Here is a 23,860-nt window from a genome sequence, read left to right as displayed (position 1 = left end):
CCGACCTATTCATTTATTTCGCGACGCGCGCCACTTCCTGCGCAACCCTATCGGTGGCATCAGGAATCGCTACCTGGCGGGCTTTTTCAGCCATCGCCAACAGTGTGGGGCGATCCCAATGGCGCAACGTGTCCGCTACCGCAGTTGCGGTAAATTGCGGCTGCTCAAAAATTTTGGCTGCGCCTGCTTTTTCAAGCGGCAACGCATTCCAGTACTGCTGACGATCTTTGTGCTGGAAAGGCACGAAAATCGCCGGTAAACCTGCGGCGGCCACTTCGCTCACCGTCAAAGCGCCCGAGCGACACACCACCACATCGGCCCATGCGTAGGCTTCTGCCATGTCATCGATGAACTCGGTAACTTTGTGCTGCGGCTGCCCGGCATCACGATAAGCCTGCTGCACCTGTTCTAAGGCACCTTTACCGGTCTGATGCCAGAGCGTAATCGCATCACCTAATTCCGCAGCTACCTGTGGCAAAGTCTGATTCAAGACGCGTGCACCCTGGCTTCCGCCAACCACCAGCACTCGAATCGGGCCTGTGCGTCCGCTCAAACGAACTGCGGGTAACGGCAGAGCCAACACATCAGTGCGCACTGGGTTACCCACGACATCGGCGGTAGGAAACGCACCAGGGAATGCCTGCATTACTTTGGTGGCGATTTTCGCCAGCCATTTATTGGTCAGCCCGGCAATGCCGTTTTGTTCGTGCAGCACCACCGGAATCCCGCAACTCCATGCCGCTAAACCACCCGGACCGGAAACGTATCCACCCATACCGAGCACCACATCCGGTTGCCAGCTTTTCATAATGCGACGCGCTTGGCGCCATGCATTGAAAATTCGAACCGGCGACAGCAGCAGCGCTTTGATCCCTTTCCCGCGTAAACCGCTAATGCGGATAAACTCGATCTCAATGCCATGCTTAGGCACCAAATCCGCTTCCATGCGATCTGCCGTTCCCAACCAGCGCACTTGCCAGCCTTGTTCGATCAGATGATGGGCAACGGCTAAGCCCGGGAACACGTGCCCACCGGTGCCGCCTGCCATGACCATCAGACGCTTGCTACTCATCGAGCACCTCGGGTAAACGCCTGCGCTTTAGCCAGACGCGTTTCATAATCTATGCGCAATAAAAACACGATGGCGGTCGACATGATGATCAGACTCGAACCACCGTAACTGATCAGTGGCAATGTCAGACCTTTGGTCGGCAACATACCTGCAGCCGCACCGACGTTAACCAGCGCCTGGAAGCTAAACCACACGCCAATTGAGCAAGCGAGGAAGCCTGAGAAGCGCTGATCGATCTCCAGAGCACGGCGACCGATCGACATCGCGCGAAAAGCGACGAAGAATACCATCAACAGCGCTAAAACCACACCGACATAACCCAACTCTTCACCAATGATGGAGAAGATAAAGTCAGTATGCGCTTCCGGCAGGTACTCCAGTTTCTGTACCGAGTTACCTAAGCCTTGCCCCCAGAACTCACCACGGCCAAACGCCATCAGTGACTGTGTGAGCTGATAACCACTGCCGAAGGGATCTTCCCATGGATTCCAGAAGGAGGTCACACGGCGCATACGATAAGGTTCTGCGATAATCAGCAGCACCACCGCGAAAATTCCGGAGCCGATGATCGCCAGGAACTGCCACATCTTGGCACCCGCGAGGAACAGCATCGCCAGCGTGGTAACGAACAACACCACCACGGTACCGAGGTCAGGCTGCGCCAGCAGCAGAACCGCCAGCACCACCATCACGCCCATCGGCTTACAGAAGCCCCAGAAGTTGTTGCGTACCTCTTCCACTTTGCGCACCAGGTAACTGGCGAGGTAGCAGAAGAGCGACAACTTCGATAATTCCGCGGGCTGAATACGCAGTGGACCGAGAGCAATCCAACGTGATGCACCGTTAACTGAGCTACCCACCACTAATACGATCAGCAGCATGGCGACGGTGGCCATCAACATCACGTTGCTGTAGCGCTGCCAGAAATCCATCGGCACACGCAGTGTCACCATCGCCATCCCCAATGCGAGCGCGATATAAAACGCGTCACGTTTGGCGAAGTAGAAAGGATCTTCGTTTAGACGCTGGCCCACCGGCATCGACGCCGAGGTCACCATCACGAAACCAATGATCGCCAGGCCCAAGGTCAACCACAGCAGTGTACGGTCGTACAGCACCACTGGCGCATCATCATTCTCTCGTCCACCCATCACCCAACCGCGTAAGCGAACCGAGAGGAAGCTGGCAATACTGGCTCCAGGAATGCGCATCAGCTCAACTCCTTCGCCAATTGCGCGAACTGATCGCCGCGCTGTTCAAAATTACGGAACTGATCGAGGCTGGCGCAGGCTGGCGACAGCAGAACCATATCGCCGGCTTTGACCTGTGGCGCAATCAAGGCCATGGCTTGCTGCATCGTCTCCGTACGTGTCGCGATTTCCGGGCGCAGCGCGGCAAGTGCATCGCCATCACGGCCAAAGCAGAACAGCTGTACACTATCGCCCTGCAGGTAAGGCGCCAGTGAACTGAAATCCGCTGCCTTTCCATCGCCACCCAGCAGTAGCCAAAGCGTCCCTTTTACTTGCAAACCATTCAGTGCCGCTTCGGTGCTGCCCACATTGGTGGCCTTGGAGTCATTAATCCAACGCACTCCGTTTGCTTCATGCACCAGTTGGAAACGGTGCGGCAAGCCGGTAAAGGTGGTCAGGGCTTTCAAACTGGAAGCGCGAGGGATCTGCACCGCATCGGCCAAGGCAAGCGCTGCTAATGCGTTGGTGAAGTTATGCTGCCCTACCAACGTCATCTCATCGGTGTTCAATACCTTCTCACCCTGAGCACGCAGCCAGGTGCTGCCTTGTTGCTGGGTTAGATGATAGTCACCGAGATTAATGCCAAAGCTGACACAACGTGCATCAACGCCGCGCACTGGCATGGTCATGCCATCATCAGCATTCACCACGCAAATGCTGGCATTTTCATAAATGCGCAATTTGGCGGCACGGTATTGCTGCATACCCAACGGATAGCGATCCATATGATCTTCAGTCACATTGAGAAGGGTTGCCGCAGCCGCTTTCAGACTGTAAGTCGTTTCTAACTGGAAGCTGGAGAGCTCCAGCACATACAGCTGTGCCGGGGATTTCAGCAGGGTCAGCGCCGGTAAACCGATGTTGCCACCGACGCCGACTTGCCAACCCGCAGCACGCGCCATCTCACCCACCAGCGTAGTGACAGTGCTTTTGCCGTTGGAACCGGTAATCGCCACTATCGGCGCTTGCGCTTCTCGGCAAAAAAGTTCGATATCACCGACGATTTCAATACCGGCATCAGCGGCTTCGCTCAGAGCCGGATGCGCTAGCGCGATACCCGGGCTGGCAATGATCAAATCTGACGCCATTAACCAGTCACTGTTAATGCCACCAACGTAACGCTCAACCCCTTCAGGCAACTTGTCGAGGCCTGGCGGAGACACACGGGTATCCATCACGCGTGGCGTTACACCCTGCGTGAGGAAGAAATCAACACAGGACAGGCCGGTAATGCCTAATCCGATGATGACGACTTTTCTGCCCCGATAGTCAGCCATGATTAACGTACCTTCAGCGTTGCCAGGCCAATCAGCACCAGCATCAGTGAAATAATCCAGAAGCGCACAATCACGCGCGGCTCCGGCCAGCCTTTCAATTCATAGTGGTGGTGAATAGGTGCCATGCGGAAAATGCGTTGGCCGCGCAGCTTGAACGACCCTACCTGCAGGATTACCGACAGCGTTTCAACCACAAACACACCGCCCATGATCACCAACAAGAATTCCTGGCGCAGCAGTACGGCGATAGTGCCTAACGCGCCACCCAATGCCAGCGAACCCACATCACCCATAAAGACCTGAGCTGGGTAAGTGTTGAACCACAGGAAGCCAAGACCTGCACCGACAATCGCGGTGCAGACAATCACCAATTCACCCGCATGGCGCAGATACGGAATATGCAGATACTCAGCAAACTTCACGTTACCGGCCGCCCATGCCACTAAAGCAAAGCCCGCTGCCACAAACACCGTTGGCATAATCGCCAGTCCGTCCAGACCATCGGTGAGGTTGACTGCATTGCCGGTGCCGACAATCACAAAGTAAGCCAGTAACACATAGAACAGGCCCAGCTGCGGCATGATGTCTTTGAAGAACGGCACGACCAGTTGTGTCGCTGGCGTCCCTTTGCCTGCCGCGTAGAGTGCGAAGGCCACACCTAGTGATATCACCGACATCCAGAAGTATTTCCAGCGGGCAATCAGGCCTTTAGTGTCTTTCCGGACCACCTTGCGGTAATCATCAACAAACCCGATCACGCCAAAGCCGACCAACACCGCCAGCACGCACCACACATACGGATTCGATGGATAGGCCCACATCAGCACCGAAACAGTGATAGAGGTGAGGATCATGATGCCGCCCATGGTCGGCGTACCACGTTTACTGAAGTGTGACTCTGGGCCGTCATTACGTACCACCTGGCCAATCTGCAATTTCTGCAACCAGGCGATCAGACGCGGGCCCATCCACAGTGAAAGGAACAGAGCGGTCAGCAGGCTGACAATGGCGCGAAACGTCAGATACGAGAAGACGTTAAAGCCGGAATAAAATGTGACCAAGTGTTCGGCCAGCCAGACTAGCATGTTCCTTTCTCCTGTAAGCTCTCGACGACCTGCTCCATGGCGGCGCTACGTGAGCCTTTAACCAAAATAGTGATGTCCTGATGTTGGGACAGCAATGTGCGTAAACGTTCCGTCAGATCGGCCTTAGTGGCGAAGTGCTCGCCTTTACCGCTGCTCTCACCAATCAATCGGCTTAGCGTGCCGGTACTTAACACACAATCAATACCTGCTGCTTTGGCAGCTTCTCCTACCTGCTGATGGCACTCTTCGGCTTCATCGCCCAGTTCCGCCATATCGCCGACCACCATCACGCGGTAACCCGGCATATCGCCCAGCACTTGCGCAGCGGCGGTCATTGACCCGACGTTAGCGTTGTAGCTGTCATCCAGCAGTAGCTGATTGGCAGAGAGGCGGATCGGGAACAGACGTCCCGGCACGGGCTGCAGCGTTTTCAGGCCAGATTGAATGGCACTCAGTGGTGCATCAACGGAGAGGGCTAATGCCGTCGCCGCTAAGGCGTTAGCAATATTGTGGCGACCGGGCAACGGCAGTTCGACGGCAATATCACCGCGCGGTGTATGCAAGGTAAACAGGGTGGCATCTGCACGCAGCACAATGTCGCTGGCACGGAATTCTGCATCCGCCAAGGGCTGCGGCGAGAAGCGCCACAGGGTTTTATCCACAAACTGCGATTGCCAGTTAGCCAGGTCATTGCTGTCAGCATTCACAATCGCGGTACCGTGCACCGGCAAACCGCCAAAGATTTCACCTTTAGCTTTCGCTACCCCGGCCAGTGAACCAAAACCTTCAAGATGCGCAGCCGCGAGGTTGTTCACCAGCGCCGTCTCTGGACGTACCAAATCAGTGGTGTAAGCAATTTCGCCTTGATGATTGGCGCCAAGTTCGATCACGGCGTAATCATGCTCTCTGGTGAGACGCAGCAGCGTCATCGGCACGCCAAAGTCATTATTCAAATTACCTGCGGTATACAGCGTTTCACCGCACTGACGCAGAATCGCTGCGGTCATCTCTTTAACCGAGGTTTTACCGGAAGAACCGGTCAGCGCCACTACACGCGCTTTCGCCTGCAGGCGCACCCAGGCAGCCAGTTGACCAAAGGCAATACGTGTATCCGACACCACCACTTGCGGCACATCCACAGGCAAGTACTGACTCACCAACAGCGCTTTGGCACCGTTAGCAATAGCATCATGAGCAAAGTCATGAGCATCAAAACGCTCACCAACCAGTGCGACAAACAGGCTGCCATCAGCGACTTTACGCGTGTCGCTCGTCACATCATTCAGCGTCAAATCAGCACCGTGCAGTCGACCGCCGCTGATTTCAGCCAGTGTTTTCAGAGAAACCGGAATCATGCCATCACTCCCAGCAAACGGGCGACAGTGTCGCGGTCGGAGTAATCAAGGCGGCGGTTACCAATGATTTGATAATCTTCATGGCCTTTACCGGCCACCAGCACGATGTCATCAGCAGTGGCCTGCATCACGGCATTTGTCACCGCTTGCGCACGTCCTGCTACCACACGGGCGCGACCCGGATCGAGTAAGCCGGTCAGGATGTCATTCACAATCGCGCTGGGCTCTTCGCTGCGCGGATTGTCATCAGTGATCATCACGATGTCGGAGAACTGCTCGGCAATCGCGCCCATGAGTGGACGTTTGCCTTTGTCACGATCGCCGCCACAGCCAAACACGCACCACAGCTTGCCTTTGCAGTGCAGGCGTGCTGCTTCCAGTGCTTTTTCCAACGCATCAGGCGTGTGCGCGTAATCAACCACTACCGTTGGTTTTCCTGGCGACGTAAACACTTCCATGCGACCACATACCGGTTGCAGCTGTGCAGCGCTTGATACTAGCGTCTCCAGCGGATAATCGAGCGTCAGCAAGGTGGCTAGAGCCAGCAGCAGATTGCTGACGTTGAAGGCGCCCATCAGACGACTATCAAACTCTCCGTCACCCCAGCTTGAGCTGAATTGGATGTGCGCACCGCCGTCGTGATAATTCACCGCCGTCGCTTTCAACCAGCGGCCACGACAGCCCGGTTGCAAGTTGTCAGACATTGTCACAGCAACGGCGTCCGGCAGTTTTTCCAGCCAGCGACGCCCGACATCGTCATCGGCGTTAATGATCGCTTCGCCAACCTGGTGCTCAGAGAACAACAGCCACTTGGCGGCTTCATAGCTCTGCATATCACCGTGATAATCCAGGTGATCGCGGCTCAGGTTAGTGAATACGGCAGCGGCGAAGGGCAATGCCGCTACGCGATGCTGCACCAAGCCATGAGAAGAGACTTCCATTGCGGCCAGCGTTGCACCCTGCCCGACTAAATCATTCAAGACATGTTGCACATCCACCGCAGAACCGGTGGTATTTTCGGTTGGCACCAGTTGGCCATACAAACCATTGCCCACGGTGCCCATCACGGCACCCGTTTCGCCCAGAAGATTAGCCCACTGCGCGATCAGCTGCGTGATAGTGGTCTTACCGTTGGTGCCCGTGACACCAATTAATTTAAGTTTCTCAGCAGGCTGCTGATAAAAGCGCCCGGCCAGTGCAGAGAGACGCTGCTGCAACTGCGCCAGATAGATAACCGGGACGCCGTGCATCTCGCGGATATCTCCATCGCTGGCTTCGCCTTCGGCTTCGGCAATCACTGCCGCTACGCCTTGAGCAATAGCCTGCGGAATAAAACGACGTCCATCAGCATGATGGCCCGCCACGGCGATAAACAGATCGCCAGCAGCCGCCGCGCGGCTGTCCAGTGTCATGTCACGGAGTGGACGCGCCGGCGCACCCGGCACCCAGGGGGCCAGTAAGTCGCGCAGGTTACGATCGGTCACTTGATTCCTCACTTCTGTTCTTCACCAACTCGTCTTTATCAACTGTTGGCAACGCATCAGGTTCGATGTTCATGGTGCGTAAAACACCGCCCATGATGGCGCCAAACACCGGTGCAGAAACCGCACCACCATAATATTTACCGGCTTGGGGATCGTTGATCACCACCACCAGTGCAAAACGAGGGCGACTGGCAGGCGCAACGCCGGCCGTGTAAGCAATGTATTTATTGACGTAGCGTCCATCCGGCCCGACCTTCTTGGCGGTACCGGTTTTGATGGCGATGCGATAGCCTTTGATGGCGGCTTTCACTCCACCACCGCCAGGCAATGCAACGCTTTCCATCATGTGCATCACCGTTCTCACCAGGTCTTCCTGGAAAACGCGTTCACCCGCCACTGGCGGGTCAACTTTGGTGATAGACAGCGGGCGATTGATGCCATAGCTGCCAATGGTTGCATAGACTCGCGCTAACTGTAACGGCGTTACCATTAGCCCGTAGCCGAAAGAGAAGGTGGCCCTCTCTATGTCAGACCACCGTTGTTTTTGAGGGTATAAGCCACTACTTTCCCCGACCAGCCCCAAATTGGTCGGTTTACCCAGTCCAAAGCGCGCGTAAGTATCTACGAGTGCTGAGGAGGGCATCGCTAACGCCAAACGTGAAACCCCGACGTTACTCGACTTCTGCAGAACCCCGGTAAGGGTTAATTCGTTGTAGCGCGCCACGTCTTTGATCTCATGACCATTCACGCGGTACGGCACGGTATTCAGTACGCTGTTTTCTTTCACCACACCGCGTTGCAGCGCCGTCATCACCACCATGGGTTTAACGGTGGATCCCGGCTCAAAGATGTCGGTGATGGCGCGGTTGCGCATCACATCTTTTGGCGTGTTACTGAGATTGTTCGGGTTGTAGGCTGGGCTGTTGGCCATCGCCAGCACTTCACCGGTGTTTACATCCACCAGTACCGCCGTGCCTGATTCGGCTTTGTTGAAGGCCACGGCATTATTCAGTTCGCGATACACCAGCGCTTGTAGACGTTCGTCAATGCTCAGCGTCAGGTTGTGCGCCGCACGGCTGTCTACGGAGGAGATATCTTCAATCACTCGGCCGTTGCGATCTTTACGCACGGTACGTTCGCCCGGTGCACCCGTCAGCCATTTATCGAAGCTCTTCTCGATGCCTTCGATGCCTTGGCCATCAATATTGGTGAAGCCAATCAAATGTGCAGTGACCTGACCCGCGGGATAATAGCGGCGAGACTCTTCACGCAGATAGATGCCTGGCAGCTTGAGTTTCTTAACGTATTCGCCAATCGCCGGATTGACCTGACGCGCCAGATAGATAAAGCGCCCTTTGGGATTGGCATTGATGCGAGCAGCCAGCTGATCCAGCGGGATAGAGAGCGCATCAGACAGCGCTTTCCAGCGGCTATCCAGCGATACGCCACCATGTTCAGCCAGTTCTTTGGGATCGGCCCAGATCGCATTCACCGGGACGCTGACAGCCAGTGGACGACCAGCACGGTCGCTGATCATTCCGCGTGAAGTCGGCACCGATTGTACGCGTAGGGAACGGAGATCACCCTCTTTCACCAGCTTGTCTGGGTTGATGACCTGCAACCACGCCACGCGTGACAGTAATCCGCCCAGAGCCAGTAAAATACAGCCGCACAGCAACGCAAAACGCCAGCTTACAAAGCTGGCCTTATCTTCTTGTTTTTTTAACTTCAGCGTTTTGCCTGCGCCGCTCATTGAGTTCTGCGATTCCTTATTTCTGCACCACAATATTTTCCTGTGAAGGATCAACATGCTGCATCTGCAGCTTATCGGTTGCTATCCGTTCAACTCGGCTATGATCGCCGAGCGCATTCTCTTCCAGAATCAAGTTACGCCACTCGATATCGAGCGCATCGCGTTCTAACACTAACTGCTCACGCTGTGCCGTCAGCAGACGCGTCTTGTGCGTCGTGGTCACCACCAAAACCGAGGACACCAGTACCGCGATCAATAGCAACATCGGGATCTTGCCGAATCGCAGCAAATCACCCCCGATGACGCCGGGCAGACTGTGTCGCTCGTTTCCAATCATGTTGCCGTCCTTTCAGCAATGCGCAGTACCGAGCTGCGTGCGCGTGGATTCTCGTTCACTTCAGTTTCACCGGGAATCAACTTGCCAAGCGTTTTCAAATCACGGCCACCCAAAGCTTTCAGTTGGCTTTCCGTCATCGGAATGCCTGCTGGCACTTGCGGCCCACGGCTCTGATCGCGCATAAAGCGTTTCACCAAACGGTCTTCCAGTGAATGGAAGCTGATGACCGATAATCTTCCACCGGGTGCCAGAACTGACATCGCGCCCTTCAGTGCGATGTCGATCTCTTCCAGTTCACTGTTAATCCAGATACGGATAGCCTGGAAGGTACGTGTCGCTGGATGCTTAAATTTGTCCTTCACCGGCATAGCGGCAGCAATCAACGTCGCTAACTCTTTGGTGCGCGTGATCGGTTGTTCCCGATTTCGCTCAACGATGGCGTGTGCGATGCGTTTGCCGAATTTCTCTTCACCGTAGGTTTTGATCACGAAGGCAATATCCGCTTCTTCTGCCTTCATCAGCCATTCAGCGGCAGATTGTCCACGGGTGGGGTCCATGCGCATATCCAATGGCCCATCACGCATGAACGAGAAACCGCGCTCTGCGTCATCCAACTGTGGTGACGAGACGCCCAAATCCAGCAATACGCCGTCGATCTTGCCCGTCAATCCACGTTCTTCTACATAATCTGCCAGTGCGGAAAACGGCCCGTGCACAATTGAAAAGCGCGGGTCTTGAATCTCAGCAGCGGCAGCTATGGCTTGTGGATCACGATCAATCGCCAGAAGTTGTCCGTTCGCGCCTAGCTGCGAAAGAATCAGACGTGAGTGACCGCCGCGCCCAAAAGTGCCGTCAATGTATATGCCGTCTTCCCTGATATTGAGGCCGTTAACCGCCTCATCCAGCAGCACTGTGGTGTGTTTAAAATTTTCCTGCATAGCTATAGTGACAAGTCCTGCAACCGCTCAGATAAAGGTTCCTGAGCTGACTGTTCTGCGTCAATGTCTTCCTTAACTTGTTGATACCAGGTCTGTTCATCCCACAGCTCAAACTTGTTGAACTGTCCAACCAGCATCACTTCTTTGGTGAGGCTCGCATGTTGACGCAGCGTATTCGCCAGCAACAAACGACCTGCATTATCCATCTGGCATTCACTGGCATGTCCTAACAGCAGTCGCTGCACGCGACGTTCGTTCGGATTCATGCTGGATAAGCGCGCCAGTTTTTTCTCGATGATTTCCCATTCGGGCAGGGTGTAAAGCAACAGACATGGTTGGTGGAGGTCAATGGTGCACACCATTTGCCCCTGAGACTCCGCGACAAGCAATTCGCGATAGCGTGTTGGTACCGCTAATCGGCCTTTACCGTCGAGATTGACTAACGTTGCTCCTCGGAACATGTCAGTCTTACCCCCCAATCACCCGTTTTCACCACTTTATCCCACTTTTTACCACGAAACGAGTTTACGGAGCCTATGAAATCCTTGTCAAGCCGCAACGGCAAGTGAATATCACTCTTTACAAGCAATAGAATTATTTAGAAAAGGGAATTTAGGGCTGAAGAGTGGCAAAATAAAAAATTAACCTAATGAATAATGGAATAAAAATTTTCACGAATTGAGAAATGGTGAAAAATAAAGCGCTTTTACCGCAAAAGATAATTATCCCATGATATGCGACAGCGGCTGCATTTTAGGGGATTTCTGAAAGGAAGCCCAGCACCATCGCGCCAGCTCTGCTACGCGTCACTGCTGAAGATGTAAACAAATAAGAAAATAGAGCGCGGTTAATTCGTTAGCGGAGATGGCGATAATTTACGCTTTTTTACCTCCGTCCTATGGCGATAAAATATTTGTAGGATGAAATAAACGCGGGCAGCGAACTGCCCACGATTTCATTTAACGCGACGGCTTAATTGCCCACGACGGAATAAATTGCGGCGAATTCGTGTTAAACCCGGTTTCGGCTTGCGGGGTTCATCCAGTGAAGCCAATACCAGTTCCAAAACACGCTCAGCCACATCACGGTGACGCTGCCCTACAGCCAGCACCGGACACTCAAGAAAGTCCAGTAATTCGTGGTCTCCAAAAGTGGCGATGGCAAGGTCAATGGGTAAACGCCCTTCCCGTTTTAACGTGATGTCCATTACCCCCTGCAACAGCCCAAATGAGGTGGTAAATAGCGCCTCTGGCATTGGGTGATCTTCGAGGTATTTTTCGAACAGCGTGGCCGCGGCAGCTCGGTCAAAACTATTACAGTAGATGTAATCAATTTGACGCTCATCGTCCTTCCACGCATCACGAAAGCCCATCTCGCGCAGGAAGCTCACTGAAAGCTCTGGTAGTGCACCGAGGAACAAGACGTTTTTTACAGGCAGCTGACGCAATTCAGCTGCCAGCGCATGTGCATCGTCTTGATCGGCCCCTACTACGCTGGTGAAGTGTTCACGATCCAGCGCGCGGTCCAGTGCGATAATCGGCAGTGGATCGTTGATCCAGCGCTGATAGAACGGGTGCTCAGGTGGCAATGATGTCGAGACGATGATCGCATCAACCTGACGTTGCAACAGATGTTCAATACAGCGCATTTCATTGTCTGGCTGATCTTCAGAACAAGCGATCAATAACTGATAGCCGCGCTGACGCGCCTGACGCTCCAGATAATTCGCGATGCGCGTGTAACTGGTGTTTTCCAGATCGGGGATGACCAGGCCAATAGAGCGCGTGCGACCCGCACGCAGACCTGCGGCAACGGCATTGGGGTGGTAATTGTACTCACGCACCACCGCCATGACTTTTTCCACGGTTTTCTCGCTGACACGATACTGCCGCGCTTTGCCATTGATAACATAGCTGGCTGTGGTGCGCGAGACACCCGCCAGGCGCGCAATTTCATCCAGTTTCACGATGACACCTTAATTCTGATTAGCCAGGGCTGGCGGAAATGTCCGCAGAGTAGCTAAGGGTAAAACATTTGTAACATCTAACCGCAGAAAACTACGCCGAGCAACCGCTTTTATCAGGCAAATCTCACATGCGCATAAAATAAAAAAACCCGGCATTACGCCGGGTTAGGTTAGCTATGCGATGATAACTTTAGGGTATTACCGCATGATACGGTCGCCGCGCGATACCCCAACAATACCTGAGCGCGCCACTTCCACGATCTCAGCAACATCGCGAACCGTATTGAGGAAGGCATCCAGCTTATCGCTGGTGCCCGCCAGCTGAACCGTGTACAGCGAGGGGGTCACGTCAATAATCTGACCACGGAAAATCTCCGCGCTGCGCTTCACCTCTTCACGACCGTAACCGCTGGCCTGGATTTTCACCAACATAATTTCACGCTCAACATAGGCACCCTGCCCCAGCTCGCTGACACGTAACACGTCCACCAGCTTGTGCAGTTGCTTCTCGATCTGTTCCAGCACTTTCTGATCGCCGACGGTTTGAATAGTCATGCGGGAAAGCGTGGGATCGTCGGTAGGTGCAACCGTTAGGCTTTCGATGTTATAGCCGCGCTGAGAGAACAGGCCTACCACGCGAGACAATGCGCCGGATTCGTTCTCCAGCAGAACTGATAAAATACGACGCATAATTATGTCCTCTCCGTTTTGCTCAACCACATCTCATCCATACCGCCACCGCGAATATGCATCGGGTACACGTGCTCGCTACCGTCAATATTGACATCAACAAACACCAGACGCCCTTTCGCCAAGGTATCCAATGCCAGTTGCAGCTTCTCCTCCAGCTCAGCAGGATGCGCAATCGAAATCCCCACGTGACCATAGGCTTCCGCTAAACGCACGAAGTCTGGCAGAGATTGCATGTAAGATTGCGAATGGCGGCCGGAATAAATCATGTCTTGCCACTGCTTCACCATGCCGAGGAAGCCGTTGTTCAGGTTCAGCACCAGTACGGGCAAATCGTATTGCAATGCGGTCGACAGTTCCTGAATGTTCATCTGGATGCTGCCGTCGCCGGTAACACAGATGACGGTTTCATCTGGCAGTGCCATCTTCACACCCAGCGCCGCCGGTAAGCCGAAGCCCATGGTGCCGAGACCGCCGGAGTTGATCCAACGACGCGGTTTGTCGAACTGATAGTAAAGCGCAGCAAACATCTGGTGCTGGCCCACGTCAGAGGTGACGTAAGCTTCGCCGTTGGTCAATCGACAGATGGTTTCGATAACCGCCTGCGGCTTAATCTTGTCGCTGGTACGGTCGAATTCGAGGCACTTACGGCTACGCCAGCCATCAATGGTCTGCCACCAATCGCGCAGGCTATCCAGCTCTTGTTTGGCATCGCTTTGTGCCAGTAATTCCAGCATCTGCACCAATGTCTGCTTCGCATCACCCACAATCGGAATGTCGGCGCTGACCGTTTTGGAAATCGAGGTTGGGTCAACGTCGATGTGCATAATGGTGGCGTTCGGGCAGTATTTCGCCAGATTGTTAGTGGTACGGTCATCGAAGCGCACACCAATACCGAAAATCAGATCGGCATTGTGCATCGTCATATTGGCTTCATAGGTTCCGTGCATGCCCAACATGCCGACACACTGGCGATGAGTGCCCGGGAACACACCAAGGCCCATCAGAGAGGTGGTCACGGGAATATTCAGTTGTTCAGCCAGCTGCAGCAGTTCCGCTTCACAGCCCGACATAATCGCACCACCACCGGCGTAAATGACCGGCTTGTGAGCCGCCAGCAGCGTTTGCAGAGCGCGCTTAATCTGACCTTTATGGCCCTGAATGGTGGGGTTATAAGAGCGCATGCTGACGGATTCAGGCCAGACGTACGGCAGCTTTTTGGCTGGATTCAGAATATCTTTTGGCAGATCGATCACCACCGGACCAGGACGGCCACTTGCTGCCAGCCAGAAAGCTTTTTTCAGCACGGTTGGGATTTCTTCAGCATTTTTCACCAGGAAGCTATGCTTCACCACTGGGCGGGAAATGCCGACCATGTCGCACTCCTGGAACGCATCATAACCAATCAGTGAAGTCGGCACCTGGCCCGACAGAATCACCATTGGGATGGAATCCATATACGCGGTGGCAATACCGGTAATCGCATTCGTTGCACCAGGGCCAGAGGTGACCAGCACCACGCCGACTTCGCCGGTCGCGCGCGCCAGGCCATCAGCCATATGCACTGCACCCTGTTCGTGGCGCACCAGTACGTGGTCAATACCACCGACCGTTTGCAGCGCATCGTAAATATCGAGCACTGCTCCGCCCGGATAGCCGAATACCTGTTTAACGCCCTGATCGATTAACGAACGGACGACCATTTCGGCTCCTGACAACATCTCCATTTTCTGCCTCCAGGCTTGTTGAACAGCACCCAGCAACGCGAGTATCCCTGCGCTACTGGCATCCTGTCCGTATTCGCCAATTAAGATCAAAATCTTATGTTTATGCTCAGAAGACAGAATTCATTTCTGCCTTCCAGGTACAGGGAATCTACTTGAGTTGATTCTTTTGAGAGTAGGTCGATTACCATAACCGCAGAAAACCCGCCCTGCAAACGTCAGGACGCTGCGACGCGCGTAATCCAGCAGAAAAGGCACTGACGCCTGTGAATCGCTCGCGCGGATTAAACTAATGCCACTGCACAACCACAGAGGAATATGCTGGTTTATAGATTATTTGCAGCGTGTTCTAAGAAATATGATTTTCATATTACCTGACCGCTTAGTCCACAATTTTTCCTGTAAATTACTTTCTGGCGTGATTAACTTTGAAATCCATTATTCACATGACAATGTGCTGAAGCACACCCTGAATCTTGTTCGTACCGTTGCGCATCAAACTCACTAAAACCTTTAAAATTCAATTAATTAAAATTAACTCGCTTTTTATAAAAGATTTTTTAGGATGTTAATCCTTTCAGCTATCAACTAATTAATGCCAATGCTCTGCGCAGCCTGATATTCACAGCAGATCGCCCTTAGCCACACACAGAAATACCCTTTCACTTAGGGTTGACTTCCCGCTGCGATCCCAGTATCAATATGTGCAGCACAAAATTTACGAGGTTTGAGTCATGTCTTATTCTTTCCGCCTACTCGGTCTACTACTAAACGCATTCAATTTGCGCGGTAGACTTATGGGCGGAATCAATCACTGATTCGAACCTGAAGAAGTTTAAGAAACCCGCGCCGATGCGCGGGTTTTTTTATGCTCGCTGCAGCAGCGAAGTTAAAGCAAAAGGAAGATGACCATGAGCCAGCAAGTTATTATTTTCGATACCACTCTGCGTGACGGCGAACAGGCATTACAGGCCAGCCTGAGTGTTAAAGAAAAACTGCAGATCGCCTTGGCGCTGGAACGTATGGGCGTGGATGTGATGGAAGTCGGTTTCCCGATTTCTTCACCTGGGGATTTCGAATCCGTCCAGACCATCGCGCGTTCAGTGAAAAACAGTCGTGTGGCCGCGTTGGCACGTTGTGTTGATAAAGATATCGATGCCGCATACGAAGCATTACGCGTGGCTGACGCGTTCCGTATCCACACCTTCCTCGCCACTTCGCCAATGCATATCGCCACCAAGTTGCGCAGTACGCTGCCCGAGGTGATTGAGCGCGCAGTTGCCTCGATTAAACGCGCCCGTAATTACACGGATGACGTAGAGTTTTCCTGTGAAGACGGTGGCCGTACGCCCATCGACGATCTGTGCCGTGTGGTTGAAGCTGCGATCAACGCTGGCGCAACCACCATTAACATCCCTGATACCGTGGGCTACACCTTGCCGCATGAATACGCCAATATCTTCAGCCAGTTGCGTGAGCGTGTGCCAAATATCGATAAAGCCATTCTGTCTGTACACACGCATGATGATTTAGGTATGGCCACCGGCAATGCGGTTGCGGCGGTGTTAGCGGGTGCGCGTCAGGTTGAAGGCACCATCAATGGTTTGGGTGAACGTGCGGGTAACTGTGCGTTAGAAGAAGTGATCATGACGATTAAAACGCGTCAGCAGATCATGAACCTGCACACTAATATCCATCATCAGGAAATCTACCGTACCAGCCAAATGATCAGCCAGATCTGCAACATGCCGATTCCGGCCAACAAAGCGATCGTCGGCACCGGTGCTTTCGCCCACTCTTCTGGTATTCATCAGGATGGCGTGTTGAAGAACCGCGAGAACTACGAAATCCTGACACCAGAATCCATTGGCTTGCACAAAATCCAGCTGAACCTGACTTCCCGTTCAGGCCGCGCAGCCGTGAAACATCGTATGGAAGAGATGGGTTACAAAGATTCTGACTACAACGTCGATGCCTTGTATGACGCCTTCCTGAAGCTGGCCGATAAAAAAGGCCAAGTGTTTGACTACGACCTGGAAGCCTTGGCCTTCATTAATAAGCAAAACGAAGAGCCAGAGTATTTCCAGTTGAACGAATTCAACGTTCAGACCGGTTCCAGCGTCACCGCAACGGCTTCTGTGCAATTGGGCTGCGGCGAAGAAATCAAAGCCGATGCCGCTACCGGCAACGGTCCCGTTGATGCGGTATATCAAGCCATCAACCGCATCACCGGTTTCGAAGCAGAACTGGTGAACTACAAGTTGACCGCCAAAGGTCACGGCGAGAATGCGCTGGGCCAAGTGGATATCGTGGTCAACTACAACGGTCGTAAATTCCATGGCGTTGGCCTGGCGACCGATATCGTCGAATCTTCTGCGAAAGCGATGGTACACGCCCTGAACAACATCTGGCGTGCTAAGCAGGTAGAAAAAGAATTGCAGCGTAAATTTAAAGATCAGAAGGAAACGGTGTAACTATGACTCAGTCTTATCATATTGCGGTAATGCCAGGCGACGGAATCGGCCCGGAAGTCATGTCTCAGGCCATCAAAGTGCTTGATGCGATTCGCGCGCGTTTCAACATGCGCATCACCACTAGCGAATATGATGTTGGCGGTATCGCCATCGATCGTCACGGTGAACCTCTGCCACCGGCTACCGTTGCTGGTGCTGAGCAGGCCGATGCGATTCTGTTCGGTTCTGTGGGTGGCCCGAAATGGGAACACCTGCCACCGGCCGGTCAGCCTGAGCGTGGCGCGCTGCTGCCGCTGCGTAAGCACTTTAAGCTGTTCAGCAACCTGCGCCCTGCAGCCCTGTATAAAGGTCTGGAAGCCTTCTGTCCACTGCGCAGCGACATCGCCGAACGCGGTTTCGACATTCTGTGCGTGCGTGAATTAACCGGCGGCATCTACTTCGGTCAGCCGAAAGGTCGCGAAGGCAGCGGTCCACACGAGCGCGCGTTTGATACTGAGGTTTATCATCGTTTCGAGATTGAACGTATCGCTCGCAACGCTTTTGAAGCCGCGCGCAAACGTCGTAACAAAGTGACGTCCGTCGATAAAGCTAACGTGCTGGCAACCTCAGTGATGTGGCGTGAGATCGTCAACGAAGTGGCAAAAGATTATCCAGATGTGCAGTTGAGCCACATGTACATCGATAACGCCACCATGCAGCTGATTAAAGATCCATCACAGTTTGATGTGCTGCTCTGTTCTAATCTGTTTGGTGACATTCTGTCGGATGAGTGCGCGATGATCACCGGCTCAATGGGCTTGTTGCCTTCGGCCAGTATGAACGAAGAAGGTTTCGGTCTGTATGAGCCAGCAGGCGGTTCTGCGCCGGATATCGCGGGTCAGAATATCGCGAACCCGATTGCACAAATTCTCTCGTTGTCTCTGCTGCTGCGCTTTAGCCTGAACGCCGATGATGCAGCTGACAGTATCGAGCGCGCGGTCAGCCGTGCGCTGGAAGCGGGCCATCGCACCCGCGATTTGGCCGGCAACGGCCCAGCCGTGAGTACAGATGAAATGGGCAGCATCATTGCCGGTTTCATCGCTGAGGAAAAATAATAAAATGAAAAGCTTATACCAGAAGTTATTTGATGCACATGTCGTCCACGAAGCACCAAACGAAACCCCGTTACTGTACATCGATCGCCATCTGATCCATGAAGTGACGTCACCGCAGGCCTTTGATGGCCTGCGCGCGCACGGCCGCAAAGTGCGTCAGCCGTCTAAGACGTTCGCCACCATGGACCACAACGTTTCCACCCAGACCAAAGACATTAATGCGTCGGGTGAGATGGCGCGTATTCAGATGCAAGAGCTGATTAAGAACTGTGCTGAGTTCGGCATTCAGCTGTATGACCTGAATCACCCGTTCCAGGGCATCGTGCACGTTATCGGGCCAGAACAAGGGATGACGCTGCCAGGCATGACCATCGTCTGCGGCGACTCCCATACCGCGACCCACGGCGCATTCGGTTCGCTGGCGTTCGGTATCGGCACCTCCGAAGTTGAGCATGTGTTTGCCACCCAGACCCTGAAACAGGGCCGTGCCAAAACCATGAAGATTGAAGTCCTGGGCGAAGCCGCCACGGGCATCACCGCGAAAGACATCGTCTTGGCGATTATCGGTAAAACCGGCAGCGCCGGTGGTACCGGCCACGTGGTGGAATTCTGTGGCCCAGCGATTGAAGCGCTGAGCATGGAAGGCCGCATGACGCTGTGTAACATGGCGATTGAAATGGGTGCCAAAGCGGGCTTAGTTGCACCTGATGACACCACCTTCGCGTATCTGAAAGACAAGCAGTTCGCACCAAAAGGCGAGCAGTGGGATGAAGCCGTCGCTTACTGGCGTACGATGAAGTCCGACAGCGGTGCCAAATTCGATACGACTATCACGCTGAACGCTGCCGATATCGCACCTCAGGTAACTTGGGGCACCAACCCAGGCCAAGTGATGGCGGTGGATCAGGCGATCCCTAACCCACAGTCATTTGCCGATCCGGTTGAGCGCGCGTCTGCTGAAAAAGCCTTGGCCTATATGGATCTGCAGCCAGGCATTAAGTTGACGGATGTGGCTATCGACAAAGTGTTCATCGGTTCCTGCACCAACTCACGTATTGAAGATTTGCGTGCTGCGGCGGCCATCGCCAAAGGCCGTAAAGTGGCACCTGGCGTGGTGGCGATGGTCGTGCCAGGTTCAGGTCCGGTTAAAGCACAAGCCGAAGCCGAAGGTCTGGACAAGATCTTCCTGGAAGCTGGTTTTGAATGGCGTCTGCCGGGCTGCTCCATGTGCCTGGCGATGAACAACGACCGTCTGAACCCAGGCGAACGTTGCGCATCCACCAGTAACCGTAACTTTGAAGGTCGTCAGGGCCGTGGCGGTCGCACTCACTTAGTGAGCCCAGCGATGGCAGCAGCTGCAGCAGTAACCGGTCGTTTTGCCGACATTCGTGAATTGACTCAGGGAGCTTAAGCCATGGCGAACAAATTTACTCAACACACCGGGATTGTGTCCCCGCTGGATGCCGCTAACGTCGACACCGATGCCATCATTCCAAAGCAGTTTTTGCAGAAAGTGACGCGCACCGGTTTTGGTGCCCATCTCTTCCACGACTGGCGCTTTGAAGATGATGCGGGCACGGTGCCTACCGCCAGCTTCGTGCTGAACAAACCGGAGTTCAAAGGCACCAGCATTCTGTTGGCGCGTGAAAACTTTGGCTGCGGCTCATCACGTGAGCATGCACCTTGGGCGCTGACCGATTTCGGTTTCCATGTGGTGATTGCACCGAGCTTCGCAGATATCTTCTACGGCAACAGCTTCAACAACCAGCTGCTGCCGGTGAAGTTAAGCGATGAAGAAGTGGATGAGATGTTTAAGCTGGTGGCGGCGCAGCCGGGTGTAACCTTTACGGTTGATCTGGAAGCCCAGACCGTCACTGCCGGTGAAAAAACCTATAGCTTTGAAATCGACAGCTTCCGCCGCCACTGCATGATCAATGGCCTGGACAGCATTGGTTTGACGCTGCAACACGAAGCGTCAATCTCCAACTACGAAACCACTCAGCCAGCATTCCTGCGTTAATGCCTTATTCGGTGCGCTTCAATGCGTACTGATTGATACGCACTGAATGTCCATAAAGTCGCCTTTGCTGGCGACTTTTTTATTTATTGGGCATCACGTACGCGCGATGCCAGCCCCAACGCCACAACCGCCATCACTAACGCCAGCCAATACACCGACTCATGCCCGAAGCGTTCGCTGAGCGTGCCCTGAATCAATCCCGCGATGATCAGCCCCGTCGAAATCGAGGTGGTAAACATGGTGGTCGCCGCACCCGCGCGCCCCGGCATGAGATCCTGGAACCACAGCATGCCAATCCCCGCGACAATACCAATAAACGCCGCATTAAACAGTTGCAGCACCATCAACGCCGTGCGCGATTGGAACAGCACCAAACCGAGATAAAACAAGATTGCCGCCACCAACGCTAACAAGACTAAATTACGCTTACCAAAGCGTTTGGCATAGTGTCCGGCCAGCAGCATGATCGGAATTTCCAGCCCGGCTGCCGTGCCCATTAACAGGCCCGCCAGCTTTTCCGGCAATCCCAAGGTTGAGCTGATATAGAGCGGCATATCGATGATATACATGGTGTTGCACGCCCACATCACCACCGAGGCGATAAACAACATGCGTACCTGGCTGTCCTTCCACGGGCTGAGTTGGGTCAATACCTGCTCAGGTGTTGCCACTACGCGTGGCACTGAAGGCAAGGTGCGCCAGATCAGCAGCATACTCAGCAGGAAAATGGCTGCTGCCACGCAAAACAGCGTCACGAAGCCATAGTTGAGTGCCAGCGCAAATGACAATGGCGGGCCGATCACCCACGCTAGCGACAACTGCGCACGCATCACCGAGCTGAACATCACCACTTCACGCGCCGACTGATCGGCATACTCTCGTGCCAATGCAAAGACTTGTGGAATCGCCACACTCGCCAATCCAGAGAGCAACACTCCCACGCTGATGAGCGTCAAATAGTGTCGATTAAACGCGAACAGCAGCGCATTCAGTACCGCCATCAGGCAGCAAAACAGGATCAGATTACGACGATCGCCACGATTGTCCGAACGCTTCGCCATCAGCAGGCTAATCACAATCCCGGCAATTGCGTTAATGGTAAAAAACAGCCCGACCCAAAACGGTCGCACCTGCACTTCACGCGTCAGGAATAAGCTCAACGTGGGAGCCTGCAACGCACCAGCCACACCGGTCATAAACGACACAGCCATAAAAGAGAGATAAACCGGATTGAGGCGGCGCTGGCGCGTTAACAGCGATTTCATACAGAAATCCCTTTGAGGAGAATCAAACAACAGAAATGAGGGATGAAGGTTTTCACAGCAAAACGAAAAAAGCCAGCAGAGAAAACGCTGCTGGCGGTGAAAATGCACCCTACTCAGAAAAGGCTCCACGTCGGCGGAACCGCTGGCAGAGCGCCATTCATTGCTGAATGCCTCCCGCTCTTCCATTGTCGGGCAGTATGCCTCTAATATGGGGCAGGAAAAACTGAGCGATTTTGAGAAGGAGTTCCCCTTTTATGTCCTCTGCGCGACTGCAGCAGCAGTTCATCCGCCTGTGGCAAAGCTGTCAGGGTCTGGATCAGGAAACCACGCTAAACGAACTTGCTGAGCGATTGCACTGTTCACGACGCCATATGCGTAACCTGCTCAATGCCATGCAGGATGCAGGCTGGCTGATTTGGCAAGCGGAAGCCGGACGCGGTAAACGCTCAACGCTGAGCTTCAACTACACCGGATTAGCGCTCCAGCAGCAGCGTGCCGAGGATTTGCTGGAGCAGGATCGCATTGAGCAGCTGGTACAACTGGTGGGCGATAAGGATCAAGTGCGGCAGATGATTGCCGCGCACCTTGGCCGTAGCTTCCGCCAAGGCAAGCACATCCTGCGCGTGCTCTATTACCGCCCGCTGCCCAACCTGCTGCCCGGATCGCCGTTGCGACGTTCAGAAACCCATTTAGCACGGCAAATTTTCAATGCGTTAACCCGCATAAATGAGGAAAAGGGGGAAGTCGAACCCGATATCGCGCACCACTGGCAGCAAACCTCCCCGCTGCACTGGCGTTTCTTTTTGCGTCCGGCGATTCGCTTCCATCATGGTCGCGAGTTGGAAATGGAAGATATCATTGCTTCACTCGAACGCGCACGCCACCAGCCACTGTTTTCCCATATTGAAAAATTGCATTCCCCCGCGCCCTGGACACTCGATATTCACCTGAGCCAGCCCGATGACTGGTTGCCGTGGCTATTAGGCAGCGTCAGCGCCATGATCCTACCGCGTGAATGGCCGACACTACGCCATTTCGCTCGCCAACCGATTGGCACCGGCCCTTACAGCGTGGTGCGCAATCAGCAAACACAGCTAAAAATCGCCGCCTTCGATGACTACTTTGGCTATCGAGCGTTGATTGATGACGTATCCATTTGGGTGCTACCGGAAATCAGTGACGAACTGGTTTATGCCGGGGTGAAACTCCAGGGTGAAACCGCTGATGAAAAGTCGGAAGAGAGCCGTCTCGAAGAGGGCTGCTATTTCCTACTGTACGATCAACGCTCCGAACGCGGGCGCGACGCTCACTTTCGCCGTTGGGTCAGCTATCTGTTTAATCCCATCGCCCTGCTCAACCATGCGGGCGTAGGCTATCAACGCTACTGGTTCCCGGCTTACGGTTTACTGCCGCGCTGGCACCATCGTCGTGATTTAACGCCTGCGGAGAAACCAGAGGGGTTAACCCAGCTTACACTGAGTTGGTACAGCCATCATGTCGAACATGAAGGGATAGCCAACGCATTGCGCCCGCTGCTGGCACAGCAAGGCGTGGAACTCATCACCCGAGAACTGAGCTACGAGGAGTGGTTTGAGGGTGCGGGCGAGAGCGACATTTGGTTGGGCAGCGTCAACTTCACCTTACCGCTGGACTACGCGCTGTTTGCACAGCTCTATGAATTGCCGCTGATGCAACATTGCATTCCGATCAACTGGCGCGCCGATGCCGAACAGTGGCGTCAGAAAACCCTGCCGCTGGCAGAGTGGAGCAAACAACTGGTCGACAGTGACTTTATCCATCCGCTGTTTCATCACTGGTTGCTACTGGAAGGTCAACGCAGTATGCGCGGAGTGCGCCTCAATACGCTGGGCTGGTTTGACTTTAAATCGGCCTGGTTTGCCCCACCCGAGTTGTGATGCTTTCGCACTGTCACAGAAGTGTCTAAACTAGGCCGTTCTCAACGGGGTGCCCTACAGACTGGGCTGAGAGAAACCCGTCGAACCTGATCCGGCTCATACCGGCGTAGGGATTTGAGATGCCCTCTCACTCAGATCCTTTGCGACTCGAACTCATTTT

At 53.9% G+C, this 23,860-nt stretch carries 20 protein-coding genes and 1 riboswitch; of the genes, 6 read left to right on the top strand and 14 right to left on the bottom strand.

The window, feature by feature from the left end; all coding sequences use genetic code 11:
* Positions 1-13 precede the first annotated feature (13 nt).
* The 13 genes from murG to ilvI form a co-directional block, all read right to left on the bottom strand.
* Entirely contained in the window at positions 14-1,072 is a 1,059-nt protein-coding gene (gene murG, locus HA51_RS07410; protein ID WP_084933904.1) for an undecaprenyldiphospho-muramoylpentapeptide beta-N-acetylglucosaminyltransferase, read from the bottom strand.
* Positions 1,069-2,283 carry a cell division protein FtsW gene (gene ftsW, locus HA51_RS07405; protein WP_084933903.1) on the bottom strand — a complete coding sequence of 405 codons (1,215 nt, stop codon included), beginning with the start codon at positions 2,281-2,283 and terminating at the stop codon, positions 1,069-1,071. Before ftsW ends, murG begins: the two co-directional genes overlap by 4 nt.
* Positions 2,283-3,599, bottom strand: coding sequence for a UDP-N-acetylmuramoyl-L-alanine--D-glutamate ligase (murD, locus tag HA51_RS07400; RefSeq protein WP_084933902.1), 1,317 nt, complete (start codon positions 3,597-3,599; stop codon positions 2,283-2,285). The genes ftsW and murD overlap by 1 nt, the downstream gene beginning before the upstream one ends.
* 2 nt (positions 3,600-3,601) lie before the next feature.
* Positions 3,602-4,684, bottom strand: a complete 1,083-nt coding sequence (gene mraY, locus HA51_RS07395) for a phospho-N-acetylmuramoyl-pentapeptide-transferase (RefSeq protein WP_084933901.1) — start codon at positions 4,682-4,684, stop codon at positions 3,602-3,604.
* Entirely contained in the window at positions 4,678-6,039 is a 1,362-nt protein-coding gene (gene murF / locus HA51_RS07390) for a UDP-N-acetylmuramoyl-tripeptide--D-alanyl-D-alanine ligase (RefSeq protein WP_084933900.1), read from the bottom strand. Before murF ends, mraY begins: the two co-directional genes overlap by 7 nt.
* Positions 6,036-7,523: a UDP-N-acetylmuramoyl-L-alanyl-D-glutamate--2,6-diaminopimelate ligase gene (murE, locus tag HA51_RS07385; protein WP_084933899.1), complete on the bottom strand. Its 1,488-nt coding sequence runs from the start codon at positions 7,521-7,523 to the stop codon at positions 6,036-6,038. Before murE ends, murF begins: the two co-directional genes overlap by 4 nt.
* On the bottom strand, positions 7,510-9,276 hold the full coding sequence (locus HA51_RS07380) for a peptidoglycan glycosyltransferase FtsI (RefSeq protein ID WP_084933898.1): 1,767 nt from the start codon (positions 9,274-9,276) through the stop codon (positions 7,510-7,512). The genes murE and HA51_RS07380 overlap by 14 nt, the downstream gene beginning before the upstream one ends.
* Positions 9,277-9,292: 16 nt before the next feature.
* Positions 9,293-9,613, bottom strand: coding sequence for a cell division protein FtsL (gene ftsL, locus HA51_RS07375; RefSeq protein WP_084933897.1), 321 nt, complete (start codon positions 9,611-9,613; stop codon positions 9,293-9,295).
* Complete coding sequence (rsmH, locus tag HA51_RS07370; RefSeq protein ID WP_084933896.1) at positions 9,610-10,551, bottom strand: 16S rRNA (cytosine(1402)-N(4))-methyltransferase RsmH; 942 nt, start codon at positions 10,549-10,551, stop codon at positions 9,610-9,612. The genes ftsL and rsmH overlap by 4 nt, the downstream gene beginning before the upstream one ends.
* A gap of 2 nt (positions 10,552-10,553) precedes the next feature.
* Positions 10,554-11,012, bottom strand: coding sequence for a division/cell wall cluster transcriptional repressor MraZ (mraZ, locus tag HA51_RS07365; protein ID WP_084933895.1), 459 nt, complete (start codon positions 11,010-11,012; stop codon positions 10,554-10,556).
* A 494-nt stretch (positions 11,013-11,506) separates the two neighbouring features.
* The gene (gene cra, locus HA51_RS07360) at positions 11,507-12,517 is read right to left on the bottom strand and encodes a catabolite repressor/activator (protein ID WP_084933894.1); all 1,011 of its coding nucleotides are present in this window, start codon (positions 12,515-12,517) and stop codon (positions 11,507-11,509) included.
* A gap of 198 nt (positions 12,518-12,715) precedes the next feature.
* Positions 12,716-13,207, bottom strand: coding sequence for an acetolactate synthase small subunit (ilvN, locus tag HA51_RS07355; RefSeq protein WP_084933893.1), 492 nt, complete (start codon positions 13,205-13,207; stop codon positions 12,716-12,718).
* A gap of 2 nt (positions 13,208-13,209) precedes the next feature.
* Positions 13,210-14,934: an acetolactate synthase 3 large subunit gene (gene ilvI / locus HA51_RS07350; RefSeq protein ID WP_084933892.1), complete on the bottom strand. Its 1,725-nt coding sequence runs from the start codon at positions 14,932-14,934 to the stop codon at positions 13,210-13,212.
* Between the two features lie 731 nt (positions 14,935-15,665).
* Between ilvI and leuL the strand changes: the two genes are divergently transcribed.
* From leuL to leuD, 5 genes are all read left to right on the top strand, one after another.
* Positions 15,666-15,749: a leu operon leader peptide gene (leuL, locus tag HA51_RS27785; protein ID WP_139810652.1), complete on the top strand. Its 84-nt coding sequence runs from the start codon at positions 15,666-15,668 to the stop codon at positions 15,747-15,749.
* A gap of 93 nt (positions 15,750-15,842) precedes the next feature.
* Positions 15,843-17,405 carry a 2-isopropylmalate synthase gene (leuA, locus tag HA51_RS07345; protein ID WP_084933891.1) on the top strand — a complete coding sequence of 521 codons (1,563 nt, stop codon included), beginning with the start codon at positions 15,843-15,845 and terminating at the stop codon, positions 17,403-17,405.
* A gap of 2 nt (positions 17,406-17,407) precedes the next feature.
* On the top strand, positions 17,408-18,499 hold the full coding sequence (leuB, locus tag HA51_RS07340) for a 3-isopropylmalate dehydrogenase (RefSeq protein WP_084933890.1): 1,092 nt from the start codon (positions 17,408-17,410) through the stop codon (positions 18,497-18,499).
* Positions 18,500-18,503: 4 nt separating this feature from the next.
* Positions 18,504-19,910: a 3-isopropylmalate dehydratase large subunit gene (leuC, locus tag HA51_RS07335; RefSeq protein ID WP_084933889.1), complete on the top strand. Its 1,407-nt coding sequence runs from the start codon at positions 18,504-18,506 to the stop codon at positions 19,908-19,910.
* A 3-nt stretch (positions 19,911-19,913) separates the two neighbouring features.
* Positions 19,914-20,519 carry a 3-isopropylmalate dehydratase small subunit gene (gene leuD / locus HA51_RS07330; RefSeq protein ID WP_084933888.1) on the top strand — a complete coding sequence of 202 codons (606 nt, stop codon included), beginning with the start codon at positions 19,914-19,916 and terminating at the stop codon, positions 20,517-20,519.
* A gap of 83 nt (positions 20,520-20,602) precedes the next feature.
* On the opposite strand, the gene HA51_RS07325 is transcribed toward leuD, so the two are convergent.
* Positions 20,603-21,784 carry an MFS transporter gene (locus HA51_RS07325; protein WP_084933887.1) on the bottom strand — a complete coding sequence of 394 codons (1,182 nt, stop codon included), beginning with the start codon at positions 21,782-21,784 and terminating at the stop codon, positions 20,603-20,605.
* Positions 21,785-22,038: 254 nt separating this feature from the next.
* Between HA51_RS07325 and sgrR the strand changes: the two genes are divergently transcribed.
* Positions 22,039-23,700, top strand: a complete 1,662-nt coding sequence (sgrR, locus tag HA51_RS07320; RefSeq protein WP_084933886.1) for an HTH-type transcriptional regulator SgrR — start codon at positions 22,039-22,041, stop codon at positions 23,698-23,700.
* A 35-nt stretch (positions 23,701-23,735) separates the two neighbouring features.
* A riboswitch (TPP riboswitch) is annotated at positions 23,736-23,831 on the top strand.
* The last annotated feature ends 29 nt before the right edge of the window (positions 23,832-23,860 follow it).

Source organism: Pantoea rwandensis (assembly GCF_002095475.1).
Taxonomy (GTDB): Bacteria; Pseudomonadota; Gammaproteobacteria; order Enterobacterales; family Enterobacteriaceae; genus Pantoea; species Pantoea rwandensis.
This window is presented reverse-complemented; position numbering and strand designations above follow the sequence as displayed.